The following is a 25,835-nucleotide window of genomic DNA, read 5'->3' on the forward strand; positions in this document are numbered from 1 at the left end:
CGAACATGTGGGCGCCACCGCCGGCCCGGAGCTGCGGGTCACGTGGCCAAGTAGCTCAGACCGCCGCCTGAGCAGGTTCAGCGGGCGAGATCGCGGCGGCGGAACCGGGCGAAGCCGATCGCCATCAGCACCAGCGCGACCAGGCCGACCCACAGCATCCCCGGCAGGTCCGGGGCGGCTGCGGTCACGTGGGGGACATGCCAGAACGGGCTGATCGCCAGTATCCAGTCCCACAGCTTGAAGGTCGGGCCGAGCAGGGTCAGCGCGAACGAGACCAGCACGCCCAGCCAGGCGGCGAGCGTGATCTGCGGACGCGCGCCCACCACGGCCACCGACACCGCGACGACCGTGCAGACCGCCGGGACCGTCACCAGCGCCTGCAGCAGCACGTCGCCGAAGCCCACGCCGATGTCGGCGGAGGCGGCAAGGGTGGCGATCAGGGTACCGGCGATCAGGATGTACCCGGCGGGCGCAGCCAGCGCGACGACGACGTGGGCGGCGTAGTACCGGGTGCGGGCCCCGCCGGCGGCGATCACCGGTTCGACGCGGTCGGCGAGTTCTTCGGACCGCACCTTCAGCATCGTCTGCACGCCGGGGACGGCGGCGATGATCCCGACCAGGCTGAGCACCGTGACCACGAATGCGCCGACCAGGGCGTCCGGCGTCGTGGCACCGGCGGCGAGGATGTGCTGCACGGCGGGGTTCTGCCCGAGGATGTCGTGGATCGACGTGGTGAAGTAGCCGAACACCAGGCCGAGGGCGATGAATGCGATCGTCCAGGTCAGCAGCGGCGGGCGATTCAGGCGCAGTGCCAGCCGCCAGGCGGAACGGTCTGCACCGTGGGCCGGCCCGGGCCGGGGCGCGATGGCGCCGACCCCGAAATCCCGACGCGCTTGCAGCACGAACGCGACCGCCAGCAGCGCCGCCGTGAGCGCGACGGCCGGCAGCAGCGGCCAGCCGTTGTCACCGGAGGCCGGCCTGGTCTCGGTCATCCACCCCAGCGGATTGATCCAGATCGTCCAGGCGGGCGCGTCGACGGCGTATGCGAATCCGCGCAGCAGGAACAGCACGCCCAGCGTGCCGATCGCGATCGAGTTCGCGGTGCGCGCGTCGGATCCGAGCTGCGCGGCGATCGCGGCGGCCCCGGTGAACATCCATCCGGTGGCGGTGAAAGTGGCCGCCAGCAGCATCGACGCCGTCCAGTCGCCGCCGCACGCCACCGTGACGAGCCCCGCGACCGCCCCCATCAGCACGGAGCCGAGCAACCCGATCGCGACGCCCGCCATGAGCCGCGTCACGCGCCCCATCACGCCGGAGGCGAGCAGTTCGGCCTGACCGGAGTCCTCCTGCGCACGCGTGGCGCGGGTGACGCTGAAGATCGCACCCAGTGCCGCGAGGAACCCGCCGATGGCGAGGCTCCGCCAGGCGTTGAAGCCGTCGGTGGTGGACAGGTCGAACGCGGGGCCGAAGATCAGCCCGAGGGCCGGATTCGCACCGATGGCCGTCGAGAGACCGGCGCGATCGGCTGCGCTCGGGAAGATCCACGGATACGCCAGGACCGAGGATGCCGACAGCAACGTCGCGAACAGGATCCAGGGGGCGAACAGCCTGCCGTCGTGGTGCAGCGACGCCCGCAGCAGTGGGCGCGTTCCGGCCAGCGCGACGCTCATCGCGTCGCCTGCGCCGTGGCCGGCTCGTACAGGCGCAGGAACAGCGACTCCAGGGAGGGCGGCTCGACCGTCAGCGACGTGATCCGGTACCGCGTCAGGATGGCCATCGCCTCCCCGATGCGCGCGGACTCGACCGTGGCCGACAGCCGGGTGCCGTCCAGGCGCACGTCGCCGAACGCGGCCAGCGCGGCTGTCTCCGGCGGGTGGGCGAACTCGGCGTGGATCGTGGTGCGGGTCTGGCCGCGCAGTTGCGACAACGTGCCGGTCTGCACGATCCGCCCGTCGCGGATGATCGACAGCCGGTCGGCCAGCGACTCGACCTCGGCGAGGATGTGGCTGCTCAGCAGCACCGATGCACCGCGGGCCTTCGCCTCGCCGATGACCTCCTGGAACACATTCTCCATCAGCGGGTCCAACCCGCTGGTCGGCTCGTCGAGGATCAGCAGCTCGACGTTCGACGCCAGCGCCGCGACGATCGCGACCTTCTGCTTGTTGCCTTTGGAGTACTGGCGGCCGCGCTTTGTCGGGTCCAGCTCGAACCGCTCCAGCAGCTCGATGCGGCGTGCCGGGTCCAGTCCGCCGCGCAGCGCGCCGAGCAGGTCGATCGCCTCACCGCCGGTCATCCCCGGCCACAGTGAGACATCCCCCGGCACATAGGCCAGGCGCCGGTGCAGCGACACGACGTCCTTCCAGGGGTCGCCGTCGAGCACCCGGGCAATGCCGCCGTCGGCGCGCAGCAGCCCGAGCAGCACCCGGATCGTGGTGGACTTGCCGGCGCCGTTCGGGCCGAGGAATCCGTGCACCTGGCCCCGGTCCACGCGCAGATCCAGACTCTTCAGCGCCTGGAACCGGCCGTAGGACTTGGTCAGACCCTGCACCTCGATGACAGCGTCGGCGGTGCTCATAGACGTGCTCCGGTGATGTCCGCCATCGATGTCTCGCGCCGGCTCTGGCGCCGCGACTCGGTCAGACGAGGCATGCAAAGAGAGTACTCGTTCTGATAGTGACCGCGCAGCCCGACAGGCGTCGGAGAACCAGCCCGTGTTCGGATGACTCGGCCGAAATCATCCGAACTTGATGGGATCCTCCGGACACTGGGAGGGCGGAGAGCTGGGGGAGCGGGAGGCGCCGGAGACGGCGGCTGCGGTGCTATGCCGCGCGGTCGTCGCGGCGCACGTTGTAGCGGGCCCGGCCCACGGCCAGCACGTGGTAGCGCGCGTGCAGCGACACCGGCGTGCCGGGTGCGGCTTCGAGGGCTGCCGCGCCGGCATTCCAGAGGGCGTGCTCGGCGCCGTCCAGGGTCTGCAGCACGATCGCGCCGGTCGCGGCATCCGCGCTCGTGACCAGTGCGTCGGTCCACTCCGACGGCGTCGCCGCCGCCAGCCGCGCCTGGATCAGGTGCAGCGCGTGCCCCGGTGCGAAGGACGAGCAGACGTCGCCGTGCCCGCACATGCACGCCGCACGCTCATCCACCTCGGCGGGTGTGGTGGCGGCGGCGCGGGTGTTCACGAGTCTCTCCTTGCGGTCGGGATGTCCACGCCCAGGCTACGGCCGGCTCCCGGCACGTCGGAAGCCGCCCGTCACGCGGCGCAACAATGCCGTCCGGCGTGACGTCACCGGCTCGGCGCCGCCGCCGCGATAGCGTGAACACGCAGCGATGCACCGCGGCGCAGCCAACTGGGAGGTCGGATGAGCGTGTTCTGGGACGTCCTGGTCATGGCCGCACTGACCATCGTGTTCATGCTGGTCCTGTCCGGCTTCGCGAACCGCATTCTGGAGGTGCGCATCGGCGTGGTCCGCCTGGTGCTGGCGGGCCTTCTGGGCCTGGGCGCCCGGGTCGGCTTCGAGTCGCAGTTCGTCTGGGGCGAGCAGGCGTACACGCCCGCGCTGCTGCCGGTGCAGATCGGCATCGTGTTCCTGGTCGCCATCGCGTTCCTGGTGCTGGCCGAGCTGCTGGTGCCGGTCGGCTCGATTCCGCGGCCGGACCGCTGGCTGCCCGCGCCGACCCTGTTCCAGATCTTCGGCTATCTGCTGGCCGTGCGTTCGGGTCTTCTCACGCTGCGGGTGCTCTTCGACGTGTTCCGAATCAGACGGCGAGACGAACATGGCTGAGCGGGGCGGCACCGCGGCGCGTGCCGGCGCGACCGGGGCGCCGGGTGCTGTGCTGCTCGAGCGCGACGGGGTCGCGATCGTGCTGGCCACGATGCCGGTAGGCCTGCCCGCGGTGCTGCACTGGGGCGGCGCGCTGGGTGCACTGCCGGCCGATGCGCGGGGCGCGGTGCCCGAGATGGTCGGGGCCCAGAGCGCGCCGGGCACGCTCGATCACGCCTGGGAGCTGTCGGTCGCCCCCGCCGAGGGCGACGGCTGGGCCGGTCGCCCGGCCGTGCGGCTGCGCCGTGCAGGGGTGCTGCACCACCCGCGCTGGGACGACGTGCAGATCGAGTCGGCGGGTGCGATCGCGACGGTGACGGCGACCGATGCTGCCACCGGCATGCGACTGCGGTGGCGTGTGAGCATCGAGGCCGGAGGCCTGGTCGCCGTCGACATGTCGCTGTCGCACGAGGGCGAGGGGATGGCGCCGGTCGAGGTGGACTGGCTCGAGCCGACGCTGCCGGTGCCGGCGCAGACCACGCACCTGACGACGTTCGACGGCCGCTGGTCGCGCGAGAAGCGCCCCGTCACCACTCGGGTTCCGGCCGGCGCGATCACGCGGCAGTCGCGTCGGGGCCGGGGCGGCCATGATGCTCCCGGCGTGTTCCTCGCCTCGACCGGCCGCCCTCGCTGGCCCGCGGGCGACGTCTGGGCCGTGCACCTGGCCTGGTCGGCCGACGTCACGTACCGTAGCGATCGGATGACCGACGCGGTGCCGCTGATCGGCGCCGGCGAGCTGCTGCGGCCCGGCGAGATCGTGCTGCAGCCCGGGCAGAGCTATGCCGCACCCCGCGCTCTGTTCGCATATTCCGACCAGGGCATGGACGGCATCGCCGCCCGGTTCCACACCTGGCTGCGGGCGCGTCCGACCCATCCCTCGTCACCGCGCCCGGTGACGCTGAACACCTGGGAGGCCGTCTACTTCGACCAGGAGCCGCATCGGCTGACGGCGCTCGCCGAGCTGGCGGCGACGCTCGGCGTGGAGCGGTTCGTGCTCGACGACGGCTGGTTCGCCGGCCGGCGCGACGACACGACGAGCCTCGGCGACTGGACGGTCGACGCCGCCGTGTGGCCGGAGGGACTGGAACCGCTGGCCGCGCGGGTGCACGAGCTGGACATGCAGTTCGGGCTGTGGTTCGAGCCTGAGATGATCTCGCTGCGCTCGGACGCCGCGCGTCGCCACCCGGACTGGCTGCTGCACGCGCCGGGGCCGGAGGACCCGCGGCTGTCGTGGCGGCACCAGTACGTGCTCGATCTGGCCAATCCCGACGCGTTCGCACACGTGCTCGGCCAGATGGAGGAGCTCATCGGCCGCCTCCGGCTCGACTACATCAAGTGGGACCACAACCGCGATCTCGTCGAAGCGGTGCACGACGGGCGTCCCGGCGTGCACGCGCAGACGGTCGCTGTGTACGCGCTGATCCGGACGCTCAAGCAGCGGCATCCGGCCCTCGAGATCGAATCGTGCTCCAGCGGCGGTGCACGCACCGACCTGGGCATGATGACGCTGTGCGACCGGGTCTGGGCGAGCGACTCGAACGACCCCGTCGAGCGGCAGGACATCCAGCGCTTCACCGGACTGCTGCTGCCGCCCGAGATGATCGGCGCGCACGTCGGCCCGCCGCGCTCGTCGACGTCGGGCCGGGTGACCGACCTGTCGTACCGGTGCGCGACGAGCCTGCTCGGCAGCGCGGGGCTGGAGTGGGACATCGCGACGTGCACGCCGGCCGAACTCGAGACCATCCGCTCGTTCATCATGGCCTATAAGCGGCTGCGCCCGGTCATGCACACCGGCGCGGTGACCCACCCGGCCCTGCGCGACCCGGCCTGGCGGGCGACCGCGTTCCGCGCACGCCGGCCCGTCGCCGCCGGCGAGGTCGCTGCCGTCGTCGTGGTGGCCACCGTCGCCGGCGTGCAGGACGCTCGCGCCGAACGGCTGCGGATCGCCGGGCTCGAGCCAGACCGCGACTACGCCGTGCGGCTGCGCACCGAGTTCGGCCAGGCGCAGCACGGTCCGGGGGTGCCGCCGTGGTGGCGGGCCGGCCGGCTCGTCGCCCGCGGCGCGGTGCTCGAGCGCATCGGACTGCAGCTGCCGACGCTCTGGCCGCAGCAGGCGTTCGTGCTGCAGATCTGTGCCGCGGAGCCGGCCGATGCCTGAACCGATCTACCGAAAGCCCGCCGCACGGCGGCCGCACCGAAAGTGGTTGTGATGACCTGGTCGCTGGCACTTGACCTGCTGGGCACGTTCTTCTTCGCGATCTCGGGATCGCTGCTGGCCGCGCAGCGCGGCTTCGACATCGTCGGCTCGCTGCTGCTGGGCTCGCTGACGGGCCTGGGCGGCGGCGTGATCCGCGACCTGGTCATCGGCGCACCGCCGGCCGCGTTCAACGAGCCGTTCCACCTGATCCCCCCGGTGGTCGCGGCGATCGTCGTGTTCTTCCTGAGCGGCACGGTGCAGCGCTACTCGCGCATCCTGCTGGTGTTCGACGCGGGCGGGCTCGCGCTGTTCTGCACCACGGGAACCATCACGGCGCTGCGCGCTGGGATGAACCCTGCGGCGGCGATCGTGCTCGGGGTCACCACCGGCGTCGGCGGCGGCCTGCTGCGCGACGTCGTGGCCAACCGCGACCCGCAGCTGTTCAACCCGAACGATCTCTATGCGGTGCCGGCGTTCTTCGGCGCGGCGCTGATGGCGGGACTGTGGTTCACGGGCTGGTTGGGTCCGTCCGGGCAGCTCGTGGTCGCCGTGCTGGTGTTCGCGTTCCGGGTGCTGTCGCTGCGCTTCCACTGGCACATCGTGCACGCGCAGGGTTCGCAGTCGCGGCATAGCTCTGACGGCGTATCGTGAGCGGCGCGACGCGGGAGCGGCCCGTGTCGTATAGACCGAAGGGACGCATCATGGCCGGCACCGCGATCCTGGGCGGATACGACGCGATCCGCAGTGCGCAGGAGGACTTCTACCGAGACCTGCACGCCCATCCCGAGCTGTCGCACCACGAGACGCGCACGGCGGCCGAGGTGGTCGAGCGGCTGACGAAGTGGGGCTTCCAGGTGCACGGCGGCATCGGCGGCACCGGCGTCGTGGGGGTGCTCAGCGGCACGGGTGCCGGCGACGGCGACCCGACGGTGCTGCTGCGGGCCGACATGGATGCGCTGCCGGTGCGCGAGGCGACCGGCGTCGACTACGCCAGCACGGTCGAGACCACCTCCGACGCGGGCGAGGTGACGCCGGTCATGCACGCCTGCGGGCACGACATCCACGTGGCGTGCCTGCTCGGGGCCGCACAGCTGTTCAGCATGACGCGGGATGCCTGGCATGGCACTCTGGTCGTCCTGTTCCAGCCCGCGGAAGAGACCGGCGACGGTGCGCAGGGAATGGTCAACGACGGCCTGCTCTCGCAGATTCCGGCCCCCGACGTCGCGCTGGGACAGCACGTGCTGCCGGGGCCGTCAGGCCATGTCGGCACCCGGGTGGGGCCGGTGCTGTCGGCCGCCGACAGCATGCGGGTCACGGTGTTCGGCCGCGGCGGGCACGGGTCGATGCCGCAGAACACGATCGACCCGGTCGTGCTGGCGGCGATGATCGTGGTGCGGCTGCAGACCGTCATCGCCCGCGAGGTCGCGCCGACCGAGGCCGCCGTGCTGACCGTCGGCAGCATGCACGCCGGGCAGAAGAGCAACATCATCCCCGACCAGGCGACGCTCGAGCTGAACATGCGCACCTACACGGAAGCCACTCGCGCGCACCTGGTCGACGCGGTCACGCGCATCGTCCGTGCCGAGTGCGCTGCCAGTGCGTGCGAGCGCGACCCCGAGTTCGAGGTCTTCGACAGCTTCCCGCTCACTGTCAACGACCAGGCCACGACCGACAAGGTCGCGGCGGCGTTCGGGCAGCACTTCGGCGACCGCGCCGTGGAGCTGGACCTGCAGACCGCCAGTGAGGACTTCAGCGACGTGCCCCGTGCCGCCGGCATCCCCTACAGCTACTGGGGCATCGGCGGCACCGATCCGCAGGCGTGGGCCGCCGCCGTGGCCGCGGGCACCGTGCACTCCGCCATTGCGGCCAACCACTCGCCGCTGTTCCTGCCGGTGATCCAGCCGACGCTGCAGACCGGCACCGAGGCGCTGATCGTGGCGGCGTCGGCCTGGCTGGCCGCGTCCGACTGAGCCATCCGGGCCTGAAGGGTGGGGCCGTCTGCACCGGGGTGTTGAGTCGTCGCATATGGCGACCTGCGCGCGGTTCTGCCCGCCATATGCGCCGACTGAAGGATGGCGACGCCGGCATCCGAGTGTTCGGTCGTCGCATATGGCGACCTGCGCGCGGTTCTGCCCGCCATATGCGCCGACTGAAGGATGCGGGGTCGGGGCGGCGCCGGATGCCGCTACCGGCTGAAGCCGCCGGTCAGCCAGATCACGCCCAGCGAGGTGGCCGCGACCAGGATCCACAGGATGGCGCCGAGGGCCAGCGGCCGCCATCCGGCGCGGCGCAGGCCCGCGACATCCGTCGACAGCCCGATCGCGGCCAGTGCCACCGCGATCAGGAAGATGCTGGCCTGCACCAGCATCTCGCGCAGCCCCGGACCGATCACACCCAGTGAGTTCACGACGGCGACGACCAGGAACCCGATCAGGAACCACGGCACCAGTGTGCCGATCTGCCGCGCCGACATCTTCTCGTCGCCGCTGCTGCGCCGGGCCTCGACGACCGCGAGGGTCACGGTGATCGGGATGATCATCAGGGTGCGCACGAGCTTGACCACGATCGCGAAGCCGAGGGCGGTGGCACTGAACACGCTGGCGGTGGCCACGACCGAGCTGGTGTCGTTGACGGCGGTGCCGGCGAACAGCCCGAACGTGTGCGGGTCCATCGCGAGCAGGTGCCCGAGCAGGGGGAAGACCAGCACCGCGAGCACGTTGAACAGGAAGATCGTCGAGATGGCATAGGCGACCTCGGCGCTGGCGGCGCCGATCACGGGGGCCACGGCGGCGATCGCCGATGCCCCGCAGATGCCGGTGCCGACCCCGATCATGGTGCGCAGCCGCGGCTGAATGCGCATGCGCCGGCCGATCAGCCATGCGCCGGCCAGGCACACCGCCAGCGACGCGAGCATGACCGGCAGCGATTCGACGCCGACCTGGAAGATGCTGGTCAGCGACAGCTGCGCGCCCAGCAGCACGACCGCGCACTGCAGCAGGAACTTCGAGCTGTACGCGATGCCGGGACGCAGCCGGCCGGCCGGCCGGCGCACCAGCGAGATGACGACGCCGATGACGATCGCGGGCACGGCGGCGCCCAGGATCGGCACGAACCGGCCGATGACGGTGGCCGCGATCGCGATCACGACGCAGACGGCGACGCCCGGGATGACATCGACGCCGCGGGTGGACAGGCGCTGGGGGAGAGTGGGAAGAGGCGACAGCTGCACTCGTCCATCGTGGCCCCCGCGCCCGGATGTCGGTACTCGGCGGTAATCTGTGTGCATACAAGCACAGGTTGTGATCTGAGATGGCGAGGCCCGATGCACAGTCACGTTCCCGATCTGGTCGGGCTGCAGCTGCTGGATGCCGTCGCCCGCCACGGCAGCATGTCGGCCGCCGCCCGGGAGCTGCACGTGACCCAGCAGGCGGTGTCGACGCGGGTGCGCGCGGCCGAGCGGCTGACCGGACTCGAGCTGTTCCTGCGCTCGCCGCAGGGCGTCACCCTCACCGCCGACGGCGAATCGGTCATCGCCTGGGCCCGCGACGTGCTGGCAGCGGCGGCGCGGATGGGCGCCGCGATCGACCTGCTGAAGGCGGCGCCGGATCGCGCCCTGACCGTCGGCGGCAGCCAGACCATCGCGGCGCGGCTGCTGCCGGCGTGGCTGCTGCGGCTGCGCGAGCGGCAGCTGCAGGCGGGGCGGGAGCCCACGCCGATCCGGCTGCGCACCGGCAACAGCGCCGAGATCGAGGCGCTGGTGCGCGCGGGCGAGCTGGATCTCGGGTTCATCGAGAGCCCGGTGATCCCGGACGGCCTGGGCTCGACGCGGGTGGCGACGGATCGCATGGTGGTCGTGACCGCGCCGGATCACCCCTGGGCGGGAGGAACGGTGGGGTTGGATGAGCTGGCGGCGACGGCGCTGGTCGTGCGCGAGGACGGCAGCGGCACGCGGCTGGCCTACGAGGTCGCGGTGCGGGAGCAGCTGCGGCGCGAGCCCGCCGAGCCGGCGCTGGTGCTGGCGACCACGGTGGCCGTGCTGTCGGCGGTGGCCGGCGGCGTCGCGCCCGCCGTGGTCAGCGAACTTGCCGTCGCCGACGACGTGCAGCTGGGCCGGCTGCGCCGGGTGCCCATCGCCGGCGCGCCGATCACCCGGCCGCTGACCGCGCTGTGGCGCGGGGCCGCGCGCGATCTGCGCGGGGTGTCGCGCCTGCTCGTCGGCCTCGCCGCCGGAAAGTGAGCACCCCATGCGCGGCCGTTCCCGGATCGGTTCCGAACACGCCGCGCGCTCGCGTCGTCTGGCTGGTGCGCCGTCGGGTCAGCGCATCGGCTCGACGACGCTCTTGATCGTGGCCGCGTCGGCGGGTGAATCCAGGGCCGCCTGCACCTCGGCGAGGCCGAACGTGCCGGTGACCATGCCGTCCAGATCGACCTGCCCGGTCGCCGCCAGTGCGATGGCGGTCGGCCAGGTGTTCGCGTAACGGAACACGCCGGTGATGACCAGCTCGCTGTTCTGGATGCGGGTGATCGGCAGTGCGATCTCGGGCAGGCCCATCCCCACCAGCACGGCGCGCCCGGCCGGGCGCAGGCTCTCGATGCCCGCCCGCACGGCCGATGCCGCGCCGGACGCGTCGACGAACGAATCCACGTGCGCCGCCGCGACGGCCGCGGCATCCGCGATCGGGTCCAGCACGGTCGTGGCGCCGAACCGTGCCGCCGCCGCACGCCTCGTCGGGCTGATGTCGGTGACCAGCACCTCGGCGGCGCCGGCGGCACGCGCCACCTGCGCCACCGCGAGGCCCACCGGGCCCGCACCGGTCACCAGCACGCGCGCCCCGACCTCGAAGCGCGCCTTGCGACCGGCGGCGACGGCGACCGACAGCGGCTCGAGCAGCGCCGCCGCATTGTCGCTGACCGAATCGGGCACGGCGTGCGCGAAGTGGCTCTGGATCGTCACGTACTCCTGGAATGCGCCGTCGGTGCCGGGCACGGCATAGAAGCGCATCTCGGGGTCGAGGTGGTAGTCGCCGCGCAGCGTCTCGGCCGACGAGGGCGACGGATGCTGCGGCTCGACCGAGACCCGCTGCCCGATCCGCGCGGGGGAGACGTCGCGGCCGACGGCGACGATCACACCGCCGGACTCGTGACCGAGCACAAGGGGTTCGGCCACGACCCAGTCGCCCAGGCGCCCCTCGTGGTAGAAGTGCACGTCCGATCCGCACACGCCGACCGCGTGCACGCGCACGAGCACCTCGTCGGCGGCCGGAACCGGCACCGGACGCTGCTGCAGCTCGATCTCGCCGGCGCGGATCAGCACCGCGGCGCGCATCGACTCGGGGACGGGGGTGGGGACTGGAGTGCTCACAGGTTCTTCCTTCTCGCGGTGCCGTCGCGCTGCACGGCCGTTGCCGAATCGTTGCCGACGGGCCCGAAGAGATCTATTGACATCCGCACCCGCCATTCCTATGGTGTATCTAACGTGATCTTTTGACAAGATCACAGACAAGATCACATGAGGTGAATGACCACCGCAGTGTCGGGCGGATGCGCAGTCGCACACCGGCCGGGCACACCGAGCCTCGGTTCAGGGCGAGCTGATGCGGCGGTCGCGACGCGAACGGGAGCAGAGATGCGCGCAGTTGTATTCGCCGCCGAGGGGCAGCTGACCCTCGAGGAACGGCCGACACCCGAGCCCGGGTACAAAGAGATCCTGATCGAGACGGCGGCGGTGGGCATCTGCGGCACCGACACGCACGTGTTCGACGGCGAGTTCGAGGGAACCGTGTTCCCGCTCGTACCGGGGCACGAGGCGACGGGCACGATCGTGGCGCTCGGCAAGGGCGTGAACGACGGGGTCTACCACTTCAAGGTCGGCGACCACGTCGCCGTCAACCCCAGCACCACGTGCGGCGAGTGCGAGTTCTGCCTCAACGGCCACCAGAACCTGTGCCCGAAGTGGAACGGCCTGGGCGTGGTCGCCTCCGACGGGGCATCCCAGCAGTTCTTCACCGCGCCGTCGACCAACGTGTACAAGCTCGACCCCGCCACCGACCTCTACCAGGCCGCGCTGATCGAGCCGCTGGCCTGCGCGATCCGCGGCTGGGACGTGCTGCCCCGCCGCCTCGGCGACCACGTGCTGGTCTACGGCGCCGGCACGATGGGTCTGCTGATGGCCCAGCTCGCGGGCCGGGCCGGTGCCGCGACGGTGAGCATCGTCGACCTGAACGAGGACCGCCTGCAGGTGGCCGCCGAATGCGGCATCGTCAACCGCTACACCAGCGCCGACCAGGCCGACCGGGCGAAGTGGGACGTCGTGATCGACTGCACCGGCAACATCCGCGCGATCGAGGATGCTCTGACTCGGGTCAAGCCCGCCGGCTTCTTCCAGGACTTCGGGGTCGCCCCCGCCGACCGCACCGCGCAGTACTCGCCGTTCCGCGTCTACCGCGACGAGATCTCGATCGTCGGCACGATGGCGGTGCTCAACTCGTTCGGCCGCGCCGTCGAGCTGTTCCAGGCCGGCGCGATCAACGCCAAGGCGATGATCAGCCACTCGTTCACCCTCGACGACTACGCCGAGGCTCTGGAGATGTTCCGCGCCGGAACCGGTCGCAAGCTGCAGATCCGCCCGAACGACACCGAGTCCCGGGTGCTGATCCCATGAGCGCCGCCACCTCGGCCGTCGTCGTGAAGCGGAACGGCCTGAGCCCGCTGACCAAGCGGATCATCTGGATCGTCCTGATCGTGGCCCTCATCGTCGCGATGGCGCTGAGCACGCGGGTCGTCACCAAGGGGTCGGCGCTCGCCGCCGGCTCGGGCCAGTTCAGCGCCGCCGACTACGGCAAGACGCAGTTCCCGAAGATGCAGGAGTTCATCTCCGCCAACGCGGTCGGTGCGACCGAACTGGCGACCGCGGTCGCGGCCGATCAGGGCGCCGCGGCCAAGAAGTACGGCCACTCCACCGACGACGTCACCTACATCATCCCGGTGAAGTTCACCGGTGTGGTCGGCCAGATCCCGGCGGCCGGGTACACCCCGATCACGGTGACGGGCCTGGCGGGCGACGTGAAGATCGGCCTGCAGCTGGGCCCGGCCGTCAACGGCACCGACCTGCGCGATGTCACCGGCAAGGTCACGCTGAACAACTTCGAGAACCAGATCCAGTACCAGGATGCCGGTCAGGCGATCAACGAGCAGCTCAAGAAGGACGTGCTGGCCAAGGTCGACGCGACCGGGCTGCAGGGCAAGACGATCTCGGTCGAAGGCGCCTTCACGCTGATCAACCCGAAGCAGTGGAACGTCACGCCCTCCAAGATCACGGTGGGGCCATGAGCGGCACGCAGCGCGACGACCAGGCCGAGACCCCCGTGCTGTCGGCTCGCGACATCGTGAAGAACTACGGCGGCGTGCGGGCGCTGAAGGGCGTGAACTTCGACGTCTACCCGGGCACCGTCACGACGCTGTTCGGTGAGAACGGCGCCGGCAAGTCGACACTGATGAAGATCCTCTCCGGTGTGGAGAAGCCGACCTCGGGCACGATCCTGCTCGACGGCGAGGAGATCGAATTCGCCGACACCAACGACGCGCGCAATCACGGCATCTCGATCATCCACCAGGAGCTCAGCCTGTCGCCGAACGTCTCGGTGCGCGACAACCTGTTCATGGGGCGCGAGCTGCACCGCGGGCTGGGCGTGGACTTCGCGGCGCAGCTGCGCCGCAGCCATGAGGCCCTGGCGGAGCTCGGCCTGCAGATCGACCCGAGTGTCAAGGTCGGCGACCTGCGGCTGGGCGAGCAGCAGCTGATCGAGATCGCCCGAGCGCTGCTGGCCGACTCGCGCATCCTGATCATGGACGAGCCGACCTCGGCGCTGTCGGCCAACGAGGTCGACATCCTGTTCCGGGTGATCGACGAGCTCACCGCCAAGGGCGTCGCGATCGTCTACATCTCGCATCACCTCGAAGAGGCGCTGCAGGTCACCGACCACGCGGTGGTGCTGCGCGACGGCGCGATGACCGCGAAGGCGCCGCGGACCGACATCGACCTGGAGTGGATCGTGCGGAACATGGTCGGCGAGAACTTCGACCTCGGTTCACCGCCGACCGGCTACGAGTTCGGACCGGTCGCACTCGAGGTCTCCGAGGTCAGCGTCAGCGACCCCAAGGATCCCGATCGGATGCTGGTGGACAATCTCTCGCTGCAGGTGCGCGAGGGCGAGATCGTCTGCATCTACGGCCTGATGGGGGCCGGGCGCACCGAGCTGCTCGAGTCCGTGGCCGGGCGCCGCGCGATCGAGCATGGCACGGTCAGCGTGCGCGGGCGCGACATCACGCACCTCAGCCTGCGCGGCCGACTGGCTTCGGGCCTGGGCCTGGTGCCCGAGGACCGCCAGCGCGACGGTCTGGTGCAGACGATGAGCGTCGGCCGCAACATCTCGCTGGCCTCGGTCAGCACCTTCGTGAAGGGGCTGTTCGTCTCACGCAAGCGCGAGGCCGCGCACGTCGCGGACGCCATCGACGCCGTGCGCGTGAAGACCTCGGGCGGCGGGGCCCCGATCGGCTCGCTGTCCGGCGGCAATCAGCAGAAGGTGGTCATCGGCAAGATCGTCTCCACCGGGCCCACGGTGCTGCTGCTGGACGAGCCCACCCGCGGCATCGACGTCGGCGCGAAGGCCGAGGTGTTCCGGCTCGTCGCGCAGCGCGCGAAGACGGGGCTTGCCGTGCTGTACTCCACCAGCGAGGTGAGCGAATGCCTGAGCATCGCGCACCGGATTCTCGTGATGGCTCGCGGCCACATCGTCGCCGAGTTCGATCCCACCGTCACCAAGGAACAGATCATGGCCGCCTCCGGCGAAGCCGTGATCGCCGCGTAGGCGCGACCCGAAGGAACAAAGACTCATGTCTCAACTGACCACAGCCGGCCGGCGTCGCCCCTTCGAGGGGCTCACCTGGGCGGCAGTCCTGCTCGAAGGGCGCGCGTACTTCGCGCTCCTGGCGATCTTCCTCGTCTTCACGATCCTCGCCCCCAACGCGTTCCCGACGCTGTCGAACATCATCGTGATGTGCCAGCAGGTGTCCGTGTACGCCATCTTGTCGATCGGCATGCTGGTCGTCATCATGGACGGCGGCATCGACCTGTCGGTCGGCTCCACGCTGGGCCTGTCCGGCATGGTCGCCGGCCTCGCGCTGCAGGGCTTCCCGATCGGCGGCGTCATCCTCTACCCGCCGGTGTGGGTCGTCGTGATCCTCGCCGTTGCCACCGGCGCCCTGGTCGGACTGCTCAACGGCGTGCTGGTGGCCCGGCTGAATGTGGCGCCGTTCGTGGCCACGCTGGGCACCATGTACGTCGTGCGCGGGCTCGCCGCGCTGACCACGAACGGCCTGACCGTCAACAACCTCGGCGGCAAGCCCCAACTGGGCAACACCGGCTTCGAATGGCTCGGCTTCAACTCGATGCTGGGCATTCCGGTCGGCGTGTGGATCATGGTGCTGATCAGCATCGTGGCCAGCCTGCTGCTGAGCCGCACGGTCTACGGACGCTGGCTGTACGCCCAGGGCGGCAACCGCCGGGCGGCCGAGCTGTCCGGTGTGCCGGTGAAGAAGGTCAGCGTGCGCGCCTACGTCATCGCCGGCGTGTGCGCCGCGATCGCCGGCGTCATCCTCACCAGCGAGCTGACCAGCGCCGGGCCCACCCAGGGCACCTCGTACGAACTGACCGCGATCGCCGCGGTCGTCATCGGCGGCGCCTCGCTGTTCGGCGGCACCGGCAACGTGCGCGGCACCCTGCTGGGCGCGTTCGTGATCGGCTTCCTGGCCGCGGGGCTGACGATCGTCGGAATCTCGGCGTACGTGCAGACCGTGTTCACCGGCGCCGTCATCGTGCTCGCGGTGCTGCTGAACAGCATCCAGCTCCGTTCTCGCCGGCCCCGCAAGCCCGGGGTGCCGGCGGCACCGGAGGCCACGGCCTCCGCACCACCAGGGGACGGCGACACAGCCGCCGAACCCACCGTCTCGCAGAACGCCGGCTGACCCCGGTCACCGGTCCATCACCAACCGAGAGAAGGAATCACAGATGTCTCGCAAATCAATCGTCGCAGCACTGGCGCTCGGCGCCAGCGCGCTGATGGTGCTCAGCGGCTGCTCCGGCGGCGGCGCCACCAGCCCGTCCTCGTCCGAAGCGCCCTCTGCCGGCAAGGCCGGCGGCTTCATCCAGATCATCGTCAACGACCCGTCCAACCCGTACTGGCTCACCGAGGGCAACGTGGCACAGGCCGAAGCCGAGAAGCTCGGCTACACCGCGTCGGTGGCGGCGTCCAAGGGCGATGTGAACACGGAGTCGACCATCATCGACACCGCGATCGCCAAGCACGCCGCCGGCATCATCCTCGACCCCGCCAATGCGCAGGGCTCGATCGGCAACATCCAGCGCGCGATGTCGAAGAAGATCCCGGTGTTCCTGGTCAACGCCGAGATCGACCAGCAGGGTGTCGCGCTGGGCCAGCTCGTCTCCAACAACGCGCAGGGCGCGGCGCTGGGCGCACAGCAGTGGATCAAGGTCGCCGGCACGAAGGGCAATTACGCAGAGCTGTTCGGCCTGCCGTCGGACAACAACGCGGCGACCCGCTCCAACGGCTACAAGACGGTGATCTCGCAGTACCCGGACTGGAAGGAAGTCGCCAAGCAGACGGCCAACTGGGACCGTGCGCTGGGCCAGCAGAAGATGCAGTCCATTCTGCAGGCGCACCCGGACATCAACGCCGTGATCTCGGGCAACGATGAGATGGCGCTGGGCGCCATCGCCGCCATCAAGCAGGCCGGCAAGAAGCTGTCGGCCGACGGCACCGCCGGCGGCATCGTGGTCGGCGGCTTCGACGGCTCGCCGGATGCGGTCACAGCCATCAAGGCCGGTGAGCTCGCCTACACCGTGCTGCAGCCGGTCGCCGTGTTCGCGGCCAAGGCCGTGGACCAGCTCGACGAGTACATCCGCACCGGCAAGAAGCCCGCGCAGGAGAAGCAGTCCTTCGACTGCATCCTGATCACGAAGGCCAACGTCGACAAGATGACCGGACCGTTCACCTACAGCGGCTGATCATCGCACAACGGCCGTGCTCCCGTGCGGCCAGACCGGAGCGGGTGCCTCGCCAGTGCACCCGCTCCGGACCCATCCGGCACCCGACGAAGAGGGACCATGGCCTACCTACTGAATGACCCGGCGGACTTCGCCGACGAGTCCGCAGCCGGCTTCGTCGCGGCCCATCGCGCTGCCGTGCGGCGAGTGCGCGGCGGTGTCGCGCGGGCCGCCGCCACCTCTCCCGGCCAGGTGGCCGTGGTGATCGGCGGCGGATCGGGCCACTATCCCGCCTTCGCCGGCCTGGTCGGCCCCGGCATCGCGCACGGCGCGGCCATGGGCAACGTGTTCGCCTCACCGAGCGCGCACCAGGTGCACGCGGTCGCCAAGGCGGTGGCCACGGATGCCGGTGTGCTGCTCAGCTACGGCAACTATGCCGGCGACGCCCTGAACTTCGACCAGGCGCAGGAGCAGCTGCGCGCCGAGGGCGTCCCCTGCCAGACGGTGCGCGTGACCGACGACATCTCCAGTGCCGCCCCGGACGAGGCGCACAAGCGCCGCGGCGTGGCCGGCGATCTCGCCGTCTTCAAGGTCGCCGGCTGGGCGGCCGAACAGGGTCGCTCGCTCGATGAGGTCGCCGCCCTCGCCGGGCGCGCGAACGATCGCACCCGGTCGATCGGCGTGGCCTTCTCGGGCTGCACGCTGCCCGGTGCGGCCGAGCCGCTGTTCACGGTGCCGGCCGGTCAGATGGCCGTCGGCATGGGCATCCACGGCGAGCCCGGCATCGCGATGGTCGATCTGCCGAGCTCGGCCGAGATCGCCCGGATGATGGTGGGGCGCCTGCTCGAGGAGCGCCCGGAAGACACCGACCAGGCGCGCGTGGGCGTGATCGTCAACGGCCTGGGCGCGGTCAAGTCCGAAGAGCTGTTCGTGCTCTACGGCACCGTGGCGGCCGAGCTCGAGGCGGCCGGCATCGAGATCGTCGACCCCGAGGTCGGCGAATACGCCACCAGCTTCGAGATGGCCGGGCTCTCGCTCACCCTGATCTGGCTCGACGACGAGCTCGAGCAGGCCTGGTGCGCACCCGCCCGCACCCCCGCCTATCGCAAGGGCGCGATGGAGTCGTCCGCACAGAGTGCTGCCGCCGACGAGGTTGCCGCCGACGACACCGCCGAGCCCGTCATCGTCGCGGCCGGCCCCGAGGCGGCCGCGGCCGGGGCGCTGGCGGCGACGGCGATCGCCGCGATCCGTGCGGTGGTCGACCGCGAGGCGGACGAACTGGGCCGCCTGGACGCGATCGCCGGTGACGGCGACCACGGCATCGGCATGCAACGCGGCGCCCGCGCCGCCGATGCCGCCGCGGCGCAGGCCGCGGCCGCACACGCCGGCATCGGCACGGTGCTGGCGCTCGCCGGTGACGCCTGGGCCGATAAGGCCGGCGGCACCTCGGGCGCTCTCTGGGGAATGGCGCTGCGCGCGGTCGGGAAGCGGCTGGGGGATTCCACCGCTCCCGACCCGCGCGCGGTCGCCGGCGCCGTCGCGCACGCCCGCGACCGGGTACAGGACTTCGGCAAGGCGCAGGTGGGCGACAAGACGCTCGTCGACGCGCTCGTCCCGTTCACCGACACCCTGGCCGCGCGAGTGGACGGCGGCGCGGGTCTTGCCGAGGCGTGGACGGATGCCGCCGCGGCGGCCACCTCCGCTGCGGCGGCCACGTCGGACCTGGTGCCCAAGATGGGCCGGGCCCGACCCCACGTGCAGAAGAGTCTGGGCACCCCCGATCCGGGTGCCGTCTCGCTGGCGCTGGCGATGACGGCGGTCGCCGCCGTCCTCGTGGCGCAGCGCGACATCCGAGAAGAGAAGGAGAACTGAGATGGCTCGTACCTGGCGTGTGATCGTCGGATCCGACGACGCCGGCTTCCAGTACAAGGAAGCCCTGAAGGCAGACCTGCAGAACGACCCGCGGGTCTCGGAGGTCATCGACGTGGGCGTGGACGCGCAGTCGCACACCCCCTACCCGACCGTCGCGATCGCGGCGGCCGAGAAGGTGCGCGACGGCGAAGCCGACCGCGCGCTGCTGGTGTGCGGCACCGGGCTGGGCGTGGCGATCGCCGCGAACAAGGTGCCCGGCATCCGCGCCGTGACCGCGCACGACAGCTACAGCGTCGAGCGCGGCGTGCTCAGCAACAACGCCCAGGTCTTGGCCTTCGGGCAGCGCGTGGTCGGCCTCGAGCTGGCCCGGCGCCTGGCCCGGGAATGGCTCGGCTACGAGTTCGACGAGACGTCGGCGTCGGCTGCGAAGGTCGCCGTGATGAAGGAGTACGAGGCGGGCCAGTCCGCAGCATCCGGCGACACCGCCGGAGACCCGCACTGATGGACGATCACGCCGCGGTCACTCTCGGTGTCAGCCTGAAGCTGTACCTCGACACCCGGAGCACCGTGGCGTGGGCGCGCGCCGTCGGCGAGCTCGCTCGCCGCCACCCGGCCGTGCAGGACGGTTCGGTGCGGCTGTTCGCGCTGCCGTCGCTGCCGGCGCTGCTTCAGGTGCGCGACGCGCTGGACGGCAGTGCGGTCGGGCTCGGCGCACAGGACCTGTTCTGGGAGGATCGCGGCGCGTACACCGGCGCCGTCAGCGGGACCGACCTGCGCCAGGTCGGGTGCTCGTATGTCGAGGTCGGGCACGCCGAGCGGCGCGCCGTGTTCGGCGAAGACGATGAGATCATCCGCAAGAAGCTGGCCGCTGCCGTGCGCAACGGGCTGACCCCGGTGCTGTGCGTGGGGGAGGACGTGCGGGAGGCGGCTCCCGAGGCCGTCGCGCAGTGCCTCGCGCAGATCGACGCCGCCCTCGGCGACGCGTCGACCGTGGTGCCCGAGCTGATCGTCGCGTACGAGCCGGTGTGGGCGATCGGGGCCGCCCAGCCCGCGCCGGCGGAGTGGATCGCCGAGGTCTCGGCCGCGCTGCGGACCGGTCTCAGCGCCGACCCGCGGGTCGCGGCATCCACCCTCATCTACGGCGGCAGCGCGCAGCCCGGCCTGCTCGGCCGGCTCGGCGGCAGCGTCGACGGGCTCTTCCTGGGCCGGTTCGCGCACGACCCGGAGCAGCTGGAGCGGGTGGTCGACGAGGCCGCGGCGATGCGCTCGGCGCATGTCGGGGAACGAGGCGGAAGTGACGGCAATGACCCAGTCGCCCTCTGGTGAGGGGGCGTCGGACGGGCCGGTCGCGCACGAGTCGGTGTCGCGGCAGGGGCGCCAGCAGGCCCGCCAGCGCGAGATCACCGAGGCGGTGATGGCCGCCGGTGCGATCCGCATCGAGACGTTGGCCGAGCGGTTCGGCATCAGCGTGATGACCGTCCATCGCGACCTCGACGAACTCGAGGGGCGCGGTCTGCTGCGCAAGAGCCGGGGCGTCGCGACGGCGCTGTCGTCGGCGCTGGTCGAGTCCAGCGACGTGTATCGGCAGAGCCGGCAGCTGAGTGAGAAGGATGCCATCGCGCGCGCCGCGCTGGAGTTCATCGAACCCGGCCAAGCCATCATGCTGGACGACTCGACCACGACGATGCAGCTGGTGCCGATGCTGCACGCCAAGACGCCGCTGACGGTGATCACCAACACGCTGACGATCATGGACGAGCTGCGCGGGGCGCGCGGCATCACGCTGCTGTCGGTGGGCGGGCAGTACTACAACTGGTGCTCGGCGTTCATGGGCCGGATGGCGGTGCAGGCGGTCGCGACGCTGCGGGCGGACGTCTTCGTGATGTCGACGTCGGCGATCACCGACGACATCGCGTTCCACCAGACGCTGGAGACCGTCGACATCAAGAAGGCGATGTTCGACGCGGCCAGCCGGCGGATCCTGCTGGCCGACCACACCAAGTTCGACAAGCGGGCGCTGCATGCGCTGCTGCCGCTGAGCGACTTCGACGCCGTGATCGTCGACGCCGACACGGCGCCGGTGCACGTGCGGCGGCTGCGCAAGGCCGGCATCGAGGTCATCGTGGCCCGCCGCGGTGCGAAGGGTGGGCGCGATGAATCCGCGACTTGACGTGCTCGGAGCGATCAACCTCGATCTGCTCGCGCATGTGCAGCGCGCGCCGGCGCCCGGAGAGACGGTCGCCGACGGCGTGCTGACGCGCGAACCCGGGGGCAAGGGCGCCAACCAGGCCGCGGCGGCGGCACGGCTGGGTGGCCAGGTGCGCCTGATCGGCGCGGTCGGCGCCGACGATGCCGGCACGCAGATGCTCGCCTCGCTGCGCGAGGCGGGCGTGGACACCGCCGGCGTGCAGACCGTCTCGGACCCGACCGGCACGGCCCTGATCGTGGTGGATGCCGACGGCGAGAACTCGATCGTCGTGTGCGCCGGTGCGAACCTGAAGATCGACCCGGCCGCGATCGTGCGCGATCCGGCGGTGCCGGTGCTGACCCAGCTCGAGATCGATGCCGAGGTGGTGGACCACGTCGCGCGCACCAGCACCGGACTGTTCGCGCTGAACGTCTCGCCCGCCCGGGAACTGAGCGCCGTGCTGTGGAAGCGCACGGGGCTGTTCATCGTGAACGAGGGCGAATACGCGGCGCTGCCGCGGCTGGCCACGGCGCCGCTGGTCGCGCTGACCCTCGGCGCCGAGGGAGCCGTGCTGCTGCGTCGCGGGGTGCGGGTCGCGCAGGCACCCGGCGTGCCGACGAGTGTGGTCAGCACCGTGGGGGCGGGTGACGCGTTCGCCGCTGCGCTGACCGTCGGTCTGCTGCAGGGCGTCGATGAGGAGCGCGCACTGGCCGCCGCCTGTGCGGTGGGCGCCGCGGTCGTCGCCGACGCGCGCACCCGGCCGCCGCTGCAGGCGCTGGCGGCGTACCTGCCTCAGGTGTGAGGCGTTGTTCGCGCACCTGCTGGGGCGTAGGACGCGCGTCGGGCGCCTACGCTGAATGGTGGCTGGAAAGGACACGATGGCACACCTCATCCCGATCACGAACACGCCGCGCGACTATGCCTGGGGCGCCGTCGACGGCGTCGCGGGGGCGCTGGGCTGGGCGCCCACCGGCGCGCCGGAGGCCGAGCTGTGGCTGGGGGCGCATCCGCTCTCGCCGAGCCGGCGGGTGGGCACCGGGGATTGGCAGGACCTGACCGAATGGGAGGCGCATTCCGGTCGTACGCTGCCCTACCTGTTGAAGGTGCTGGCGGCGGCATCCCCGCTCTCGCTGCAGGCGCACCCGACCCCCGAACAGGCGGCATCCGGCTTCGCCCGCGAAGAGGCGGCCGGTGTGCCGCTGACCGCACGCGAGCGCAATTACAAGGACCCCCACGCCAAGCCCGAGCTGATCGTCGCCGTCGATGACGGCTTCGAGGCGCTGTGCGGCTTTCGGCCGGTGGCCGAGACCCTGGCGCTGATCGACGCACTGACAGCGGCATCCGACACACCCGAGGCGCTGGCATCGTGGCGGGCGGCGACCGCGGCAGGCGTGCGCGAGGCGTTCGAGTGGCTGCTCTCCGGAGCGGCCGACGGGGCCGTCGCTGCGGCGGTCGCGACCGCGCAGGCGCACCCGGCCGACTTCGAGCTGATCGATCGGCTGGCGCGGGCCTATCCGGGGGACCCCGGCATTCTCGTCGCGCAGATGCTGAACCCCGTGACGCTGGCGGCGGGGCAGTCGCTGTGGCTGCCCGCGGGCAATATCCACGCGTATCTGCGCGGCACCGGGGTGGAGCTGATGGGCCCGAGCGACAACGTGCTGCGGGGCGGACTGACGCCCAAGCACATCGACCGCGACGAGCTGGCGAAGGTGCTCGACTTCACACCGGGCCCGCCGTCGCGGCTGCAGCCGGCGCCCCTCGGGTCGAACGTGGTGTCGTACCGTCCGGCATCGGTGGAATCGGGCGCGGGCGTCGGGTTCGAGCTGCTGGCCGTCACCGGCGACGCGACCTTCGCGGTCGACTCGGCCGCCATCGCGGTCGTCCTCGAGGGTGCGTTCACGCTGAGCGCCGGCGGAGCGGAGGCTGCGGCCGATCGCGGTGCGATCCTGTTCGTCGACGCGGCCGCCGAGCTGAACGCGGCCGGCTCGGGACGCTTGTTCGTCGCGACCGGGGTGTGAAGCGGGGCTGGGGCCGGGTTGCCGGCCCGGCTGACGGCCGTGTCTGAGATCGAGCGGGGTGGGCTGAGGGCGGAGGCTCAAGTCGGGCCGGCGGCCAGAACTCCTTCGATCCGTGCCGTTCCGGCCCGCTGCGCGGCGTGTCGGGGCCCGTCGGCTCCGGTTGGGAGGAGTTCTGCCCGGTCGGCCTGCCGCACCGCGGCGGCGCCGGCCGGTTCGAGGCACGGGTGACGGGTCCCGCCGGCCCACAGCAGGGGTGGCGAGGCCGGCGGCCCGCGCGTAGTGTGCCACCGTGAGCGACGTTCGTGCGGACGTGTGCATCGCCGGGGGCGGGCCCGCCGGCGTGATGCTCGGGCTGCTGCTGGCGCGAGCGGGCATCGATGTGCTGGTGCTCGAGAAGCACGACGATTTCTTCCGCGACTTCCGCGGCGACACGGTGCACCCTTCGACGCTGAACCTGATCGACGCACTCGGTCTGCGCGCGCGGTTCGACGCCATCGCGCACGCGCCGCTGCGGCGACTGGATGCCGTGATCAACGGCATCCGCCTGCACCTGGTCGATTTCACCTCGCTCCCGCCGCCGAACCGGTTCGTGACGCTGATGCCGCAGTGGGATCTGCTCGACCTGCTCGCCGAGGCCGGGGCGGAGCATCCGTCGTTCCACCTGCGGATGGGCGCCGAGGTGACCGGCCTGGTCGAGCGCGGCGGCCGCGTGCGCGGCGTGCGTGCGCGCACCGCCGACGGTGAGCTGACGGTGCAGGCGCGCCTCGTGGTCGCCGCCGACGGCCGCAGCTCGACGGTGCGGCGCGCGCTCGGACTGGTGCCGCGCGAGCGGCCGGTCGACTCCGACGTCATGTGGTTCCGGGTGCCCAGGCCGCAGCGGCCGGTGCCCGACACGCTCGCGTGGGCCGGCCCTGGCGGTGTGGCGATCACGATTCCGCGGCCGGACTACCTGCAGTGCGCGCTGCTCGTGCCCAAGGAGTCCGACGAGGCGCTGCACGCGCAGGGGATCGACGCGTTCCGCGCGCAGGTCGTGCGGGTCGTGCCGCGACTGGGCGAGGTGATCGACGCGGTCGCCTCGTACGACGACGTGAAGCTGCTGTCGGTGCAGATCGACCGGCTGCCGCGGTGGTGGCGCCCCGGCGTGCTGCTGATCGGGGATGCCGCTCATGCCATGTCGCCGATGTTCGGCGTCGGCATCAACTATGCGGTGCAGGACGCCGTCGCCGCGGCCCGCGTGCTCGTGCCGGCGCTCGCCGCGCAGGCGTCGGACGCGGTGGATCGGGCCTGCGCGGCCGTGCAGCGGCGCCGCGACCGGCCGACCGCGATGATGCAGGCCATCCAGTATCGCGCGCATCGCTTCATCGCGAGCGGGCGCATCGGGCGCATCATCTCCCACCCGCCGACCAGGCCGCAGCGTGTCGTGCTGCGGCTGGTGCTGCCGCTGCTCACGCCGCTGCTGGCACGGCTGGTGGGCTATGGGTTTCGCCCGGAGCGGCTGGAGTGACAGCGCCCGCGACCTGCGGCATCCACCAGTCCGGATCGGTCCAGCGGTCGGCGGCATCCGCCCGCGCCAGGTCGGACAGGTAACCCGGCTGCGCGGCCATCCGCTCGCGCACCGACTCGTGCAGCACGGCGTCGTCGGGGATGCGCCGGTGGCGGGGGATCAGCAGGTTCCAGGCCCACTGGTTGCGGTGCGCCGGCGCCTGTTGCGCGTAGGAGCGCTCGACGGCGCAGTACCGCGCATAGGCGACGGCGGGCTGCTGGTCGCGCAGCCGCAGCTGGCCGCACACGCCGTCGAAGACCCACTTGAGCGCGATCGTGGCCAGCTCGTGGTTCTGGAAGGTGCCGCCGACGTCGCAGTGCACGCCGGGGAACCACGCCTCTTCGAACCCGTCGCGCCGATCGACCGGCAGGTAACGGAACGGACGCCGCGTCTCGTCGATCGAGACCGCGTGCCGCAGCCGGCGCACGTTCCACAGCGAGCTGGTGTCGGGCCAGTCGAGGCTGCCGAGCCCCGCGAACCAGGCCTCCACGGTGTCCCAGACCCCGAGGTACTCGACCGGGATCGCGTGCACATCCGCGGCGGCGAACCCGCCGGAGGCCGGTGCCACCGGCTCGCCGGCCGTGCCCCAGCACAGGGCGTCGGCGAAGGCCTTCGCCTCGCGGGCGCGCAGCGCGACGGACTTCTTCGTGCCGGCCGGCTTCACATACTGCGCGACCGCGTATTCGACGAGGTGCTCCGATCCGCTGCGCAGCAGCCCCGGGCGTGCCAGCAGCGCCGCCAGGGCGCGTGCCGTGTAGGCGCCGCGGCTGAACCCGAAGATGAACACGCGGTCGCCGGGCCGGTAGTGATCCACCAGCCAGCCGTAGGCCTGGCTGACCTTCCGCCGCATCCCGAATCCGAACGCGAGCCCGCACAGCTGCGACAGCCAGCGCTCGATCGATCCGCGCGCGGTCGCCGACGGCAGCGTGCCGACTCCGGGGTCGTAATAGGCGATCTGCGCGGCCGGATCGTCCAGGTCGAGCATCATGAACACCTTGGCCGCATTGGTCGGATGCCGGTCGAGCTCATTGCTGGTGCCATCCAGGCAGACCACGATGTTCTTGGGCGCGTAGGGCGTACTCATGATTGCCTCCTCGTGGGAAGAGGCGGGGAGCAGCACCGGTGATACGTGGG

General features: G+C 71.4%; 23 protein-coding genes. 17 read left to right on the forward strand and 6 right to left on the reverse strand.

Going from position 1 to position 25,835, the window contains the following annotated elements; translation table 11 throughout:
* Nucleotides 1-77: 77 nt before the first annotated feature.
* The 3 genes from ABD705_RS13535 to ABD705_RS13545 all read right to left on the reverse strand — a co-directional run bounded on the left by ABD705_RS13535 (nucleotide 78) and on the right by ABD705_RS13545 (nucleotide 3,179).
* A complete protein-coding gene (locus ABD705_RS13535) occupies nucleotides 78-1,670 on the reverse strand; it encodes an ABC transporter permease (protein WP_344784463.1) in 1,593 nt (530 codons plus the stop codon).
* Nucleotides 1,667-2,575 carry an ABC transporter ATP-binding protein gene (locus ABD705_RS13540; RefSeq protein ID WP_344784465.1) on the reverse strand — a complete coding sequence of 303 codons (909 nt, stop codon included), beginning with the start codon at nucleotides 2,573-2,575 and terminating at the stop codon, nucleotides 1,667-1,669. The genes ABD705_RS13535 and ABD705_RS13540 overlap by 4 nt, the downstream gene beginning before the upstream one ends.
* Before the next feature lie 244 nt (nucleotides 2,576-2,819).
* A complete protein-coding gene (locus ABD705_RS13545) occupies nucleotides 2,820-3,179 on the reverse strand; it encodes a hypothetical protein (protein ID WP_344784467.1) in 360 nt (119 codons plus the stop codon).
* 180 nt (nucleotides 3,180-3,359) lie between these two features.
* Between ABD705_RS13545 and ABD705_RS13550 the strand changes: the two genes are divergently transcribed.
* From ABD705_RS13550 to ABD705_RS13565, 4 genes are read left to right on the forward strand one after another with little or no spacing between them, the layout of a single operon-like run.
* Complete coding sequence (locus tag ABD705_RS13550; protein WP_344784469.1) at nucleotides 3,360-3,782, forward strand: hypothetical protein; 423 nt, start codon at nucleotides 3,360-3,362, stop codon at nucleotides 3,780-3,782.
* On the forward strand, nucleotides 3,775-5,979 hold the full coding sequence (locus ABD705_RS13555) for an alpha-galactosidase (RefSeq protein WP_344784471.1): 2,205 nt from the start codon (nucleotides 3,775-3,777) through the stop codon (nucleotides 5,977-5,979). Before ABD705_RS13550 ends, ABD705_RS13555 begins: the two co-directional genes overlap by 8 nt.
* Nucleotides 5,980-6,030: 51 nt before the next feature.
* Nucleotides 6,031-6,669 (forward strand): trimeric intracellular cation channel family protein, encoded by a 639-nt coding sequence (locus ABD705_RS13560; protein WP_344784473.1) that lies wholly within the window; start codon nucleotides 6,031-6,033, stop codon nucleotides 6,667-6,669.
* Between the two features lie 50 nt (nucleotides 6,670-6,719).
* Entirely contained in the window at nucleotides 6,720-7,988 is a 1,269-nt protein-coding gene (locus tag ABD705_RS13565; protein WP_344784475.1) for an amidohydrolase, read from the forward strand.
* A gap of 215 nt (nucleotides 7,989-8,203) precedes the next feature.
* Here ABD705_RS13565 and ABD705_RS13570 read toward each other — a convergent pair whose 3' ends face one another.
* Nucleotides 8,204-9,247 (reverse strand): YeiH family protein, encoded by a 1,044-nt coding sequence (locus ABD705_RS13570; RefSeq protein ID WP_344784477.1) that lies wholly within the window; start codon nucleotides 9,245-9,247, stop codon nucleotides 8,204-8,206.
* A 93-nt stretch (nucleotides 9,248-9,340) separates the two neighbouring features.
* Here ABD705_RS13570 and ABD705_RS13575 point away from each other — a divergent pair, with 93 nt between their 5' ends.
* Complete coding sequence (locus ABD705_RS13575; protein ID WP_344784479.1) at nucleotides 9,341-10,255, forward strand: LysR family transcriptional regulator; 915 nt, start codon at nucleotides 9,341-9,343, stop codon at nucleotides 10,253-10,255.
* 78 nt (nucleotides 10,256-10,333) lie between these two features.
* Here ABD705_RS13575 and ABD705_RS13580 read toward each other — a convergent pair whose 3' ends face one another.
* Complete coding sequence (locus tag ABD705_RS13580) at nucleotides 10,334-11,380, reverse strand: NAD(P)-dependent alcohol dehydrogenase (RefSeq protein WP_425562087.1); 1,047 nt, start codon at nucleotides 11,378-11,380, stop codon at nucleotides 10,334-10,336.
* Between the two features lie 264 nt (nucleotides 11,381-11,644).
* Here ABD705_RS13580 and ABD705_RS13585 point away from each other — a divergent pair, with 264 nt between their 5' ends.
* The 12 genes from ABD705_RS13585 (at nucleotide 11,645) to ABD705_RS13640 (ending at nucleotide 24,662) form a co-directional block, all read left to right on the forward strand.
* On the forward strand, nucleotides 11,645-12,679 hold the full coding sequence (locus ABD705_RS13585) for a zinc-dependent alcohol dehydrogenase family protein (RefSeq protein ID WP_344784481.1): 1,035 nt from the start codon (nucleotides 11,645-11,647) through the stop codon (nucleotides 12,677-12,679).
* Complete coding sequence (locus ABD705_RS13590; RefSeq protein WP_344784483.1) at nucleotides 12,676-13,347, forward strand: DUF2291 family protein; 672 nt, start codon at nucleotides 12,676-12,678, stop codon at nucleotides 13,345-13,347. Before ABD705_RS13585 ends, ABD705_RS13590 begins: the two co-directional genes overlap by 4 nt.
* Nucleotides 13,344-14,885: a sugar ABC transporter ATP-binding protein gene (locus tag ABD705_RS13595; RefSeq protein ID WP_344784485.1), complete on the forward strand. Its 1,542-nt coding sequence runs from the start codon at nucleotides 13,344-13,346 to the stop codon at nucleotides 14,883-14,885. Before ABD705_RS13590 ends, ABD705_RS13595 begins: the two co-directional genes overlap by 4 nt.
* A gap of 25 nt (nucleotides 14,886-14,910) precedes the next feature.
* On the forward strand, nucleotides 14,911-16,041 hold the full coding sequence (locus ABD705_RS13600) for an ABC transporter permease (RefSeq protein WP_344784487.1): 1,131 nt from the start codon (nucleotides 14,911-14,913) through the stop codon (nucleotides 16,039-16,041).
* 43 nt (nucleotides 16,042-16,084) lie between these two features.
* Nucleotides 16,085-17,101 carry a D-ribose ABC transporter substrate-binding protein gene (locus ABD705_RS13605; RefSeq protein ID WP_344784489.1) on the forward strand — a complete coding sequence of 339 codons (1,017 nt, stop codon included), beginning with the start codon at nucleotides 16,085-16,087 and terminating at the stop codon, nucleotides 17,099-17,101.
* Nucleotides 17,102-17,200: 99 nt separating this feature from the next.
* A complete protein-coding gene (locus tag ABD705_RS13610) occupies nucleotides 17,201-18,952 on the forward strand; it encodes a dihydroxyacetone kinase family protein (protein ID WP_344784491.1) in 1,752 nt (583 codons plus the stop codon).
* Between the two features lies 1 nt (nucleotide 18,953).
* On the forward strand, nucleotides 18,954-19,454 hold the full coding sequence (locus ABD705_RS13615; protein ID WP_344784493.1) for a ribose-5-phosphate isomerase: 501 nt from the start codon (nucleotides 18,954-18,956) through the stop codon (nucleotides 19,452-19,454).
* A complete protein-coding gene (locus ABD705_RS13620) occupies nucleotides 19,454-20,278 on the forward strand; it encodes a triose-phosphate isomerase family protein (protein ID WP_344784495.1) in 825 nt (274 codons plus the stop codon). The genes ABD705_RS13615 and ABD705_RS13620 overlap by 1 nt, the downstream gene beginning before the upstream one ends.
* Nucleotides 20,256-21,122: a DeoR/GlpR family DNA-binding transcription regulator gene (locus tag ABD705_RS13625; protein WP_344784497.1), complete on the forward strand. Its 867-nt coding sequence runs from the start codon at nucleotides 20,256-20,258 to the stop codon at nucleotides 21,120-21,122. Before ABD705_RS13620 ends, ABD705_RS13625 begins: the two co-directional genes overlap by 23 nt.
* On the forward strand, nucleotides 21,106-21,942 hold the full coding sequence (locus ABD705_RS13630; protein ID WP_344784499.1) for a PfkB family carbohydrate kinase: 837 nt from the start codon (nucleotides 21,106-21,108) through the stop codon (nucleotides 21,940-21,942). Before ABD705_RS13625 ends, ABD705_RS13630 begins: the two co-directional genes overlap by 17 nt.
* A gap of 76 nt (nucleotides 21,943-22,018) precedes the next feature.
* Nucleotides 22,019-23,158, forward strand: coding sequence for a mannose-6-phosphate isomerase, class I (manA, locus tag ABD705_RS13635; protein ID WP_344784501.1), 1,140 nt, complete (start codon nucleotides 22,019-22,021; stop codon nucleotides 23,156-23,158).
* 289 nt (nucleotides 23,159-23,447) lie between these two features.
* Nucleotides 23,448-24,662: an FAD-dependent oxidoreductase gene (locus ABD705_RS13640; protein ID WP_344784503.1), complete on the forward strand. Its 1,215-nt coding sequence runs from the start codon at nucleotides 23,448-23,450 to the stop codon at nucleotides 24,660-24,662.
* On the opposite strand, the gene ABD705_RS13645 is transcribed toward ABD705_RS13640, so the two are convergent.
* Nucleotides 24,604-25,785, reverse strand: a complete 1,182-nt coding sequence (locus tag ABD705_RS13645) for a phospholipase effector Tle1 domain-containing protein (protein WP_344784505.1) — start codon at nucleotides 25,783-25,785, stop codon at nucleotides 24,604-24,606. The two genes, ABD705_RS13640 and ABD705_RS13645, sit on opposite strands and share 59 nt — an antisense overlap.
* Nucleotides 25,786-25,835: the final 50 nt, after the last annotated feature.

It is taken from the genome of Microbacterium kribbense, from assembly GCF_039537285.1.
Classification (GTDB): domain Bacteria; phylum Actinomycetota; class Actinomycetes; order Actinomycetales; family Microbacteriaceae; genus Microbacterium; species Microbacterium kribbense.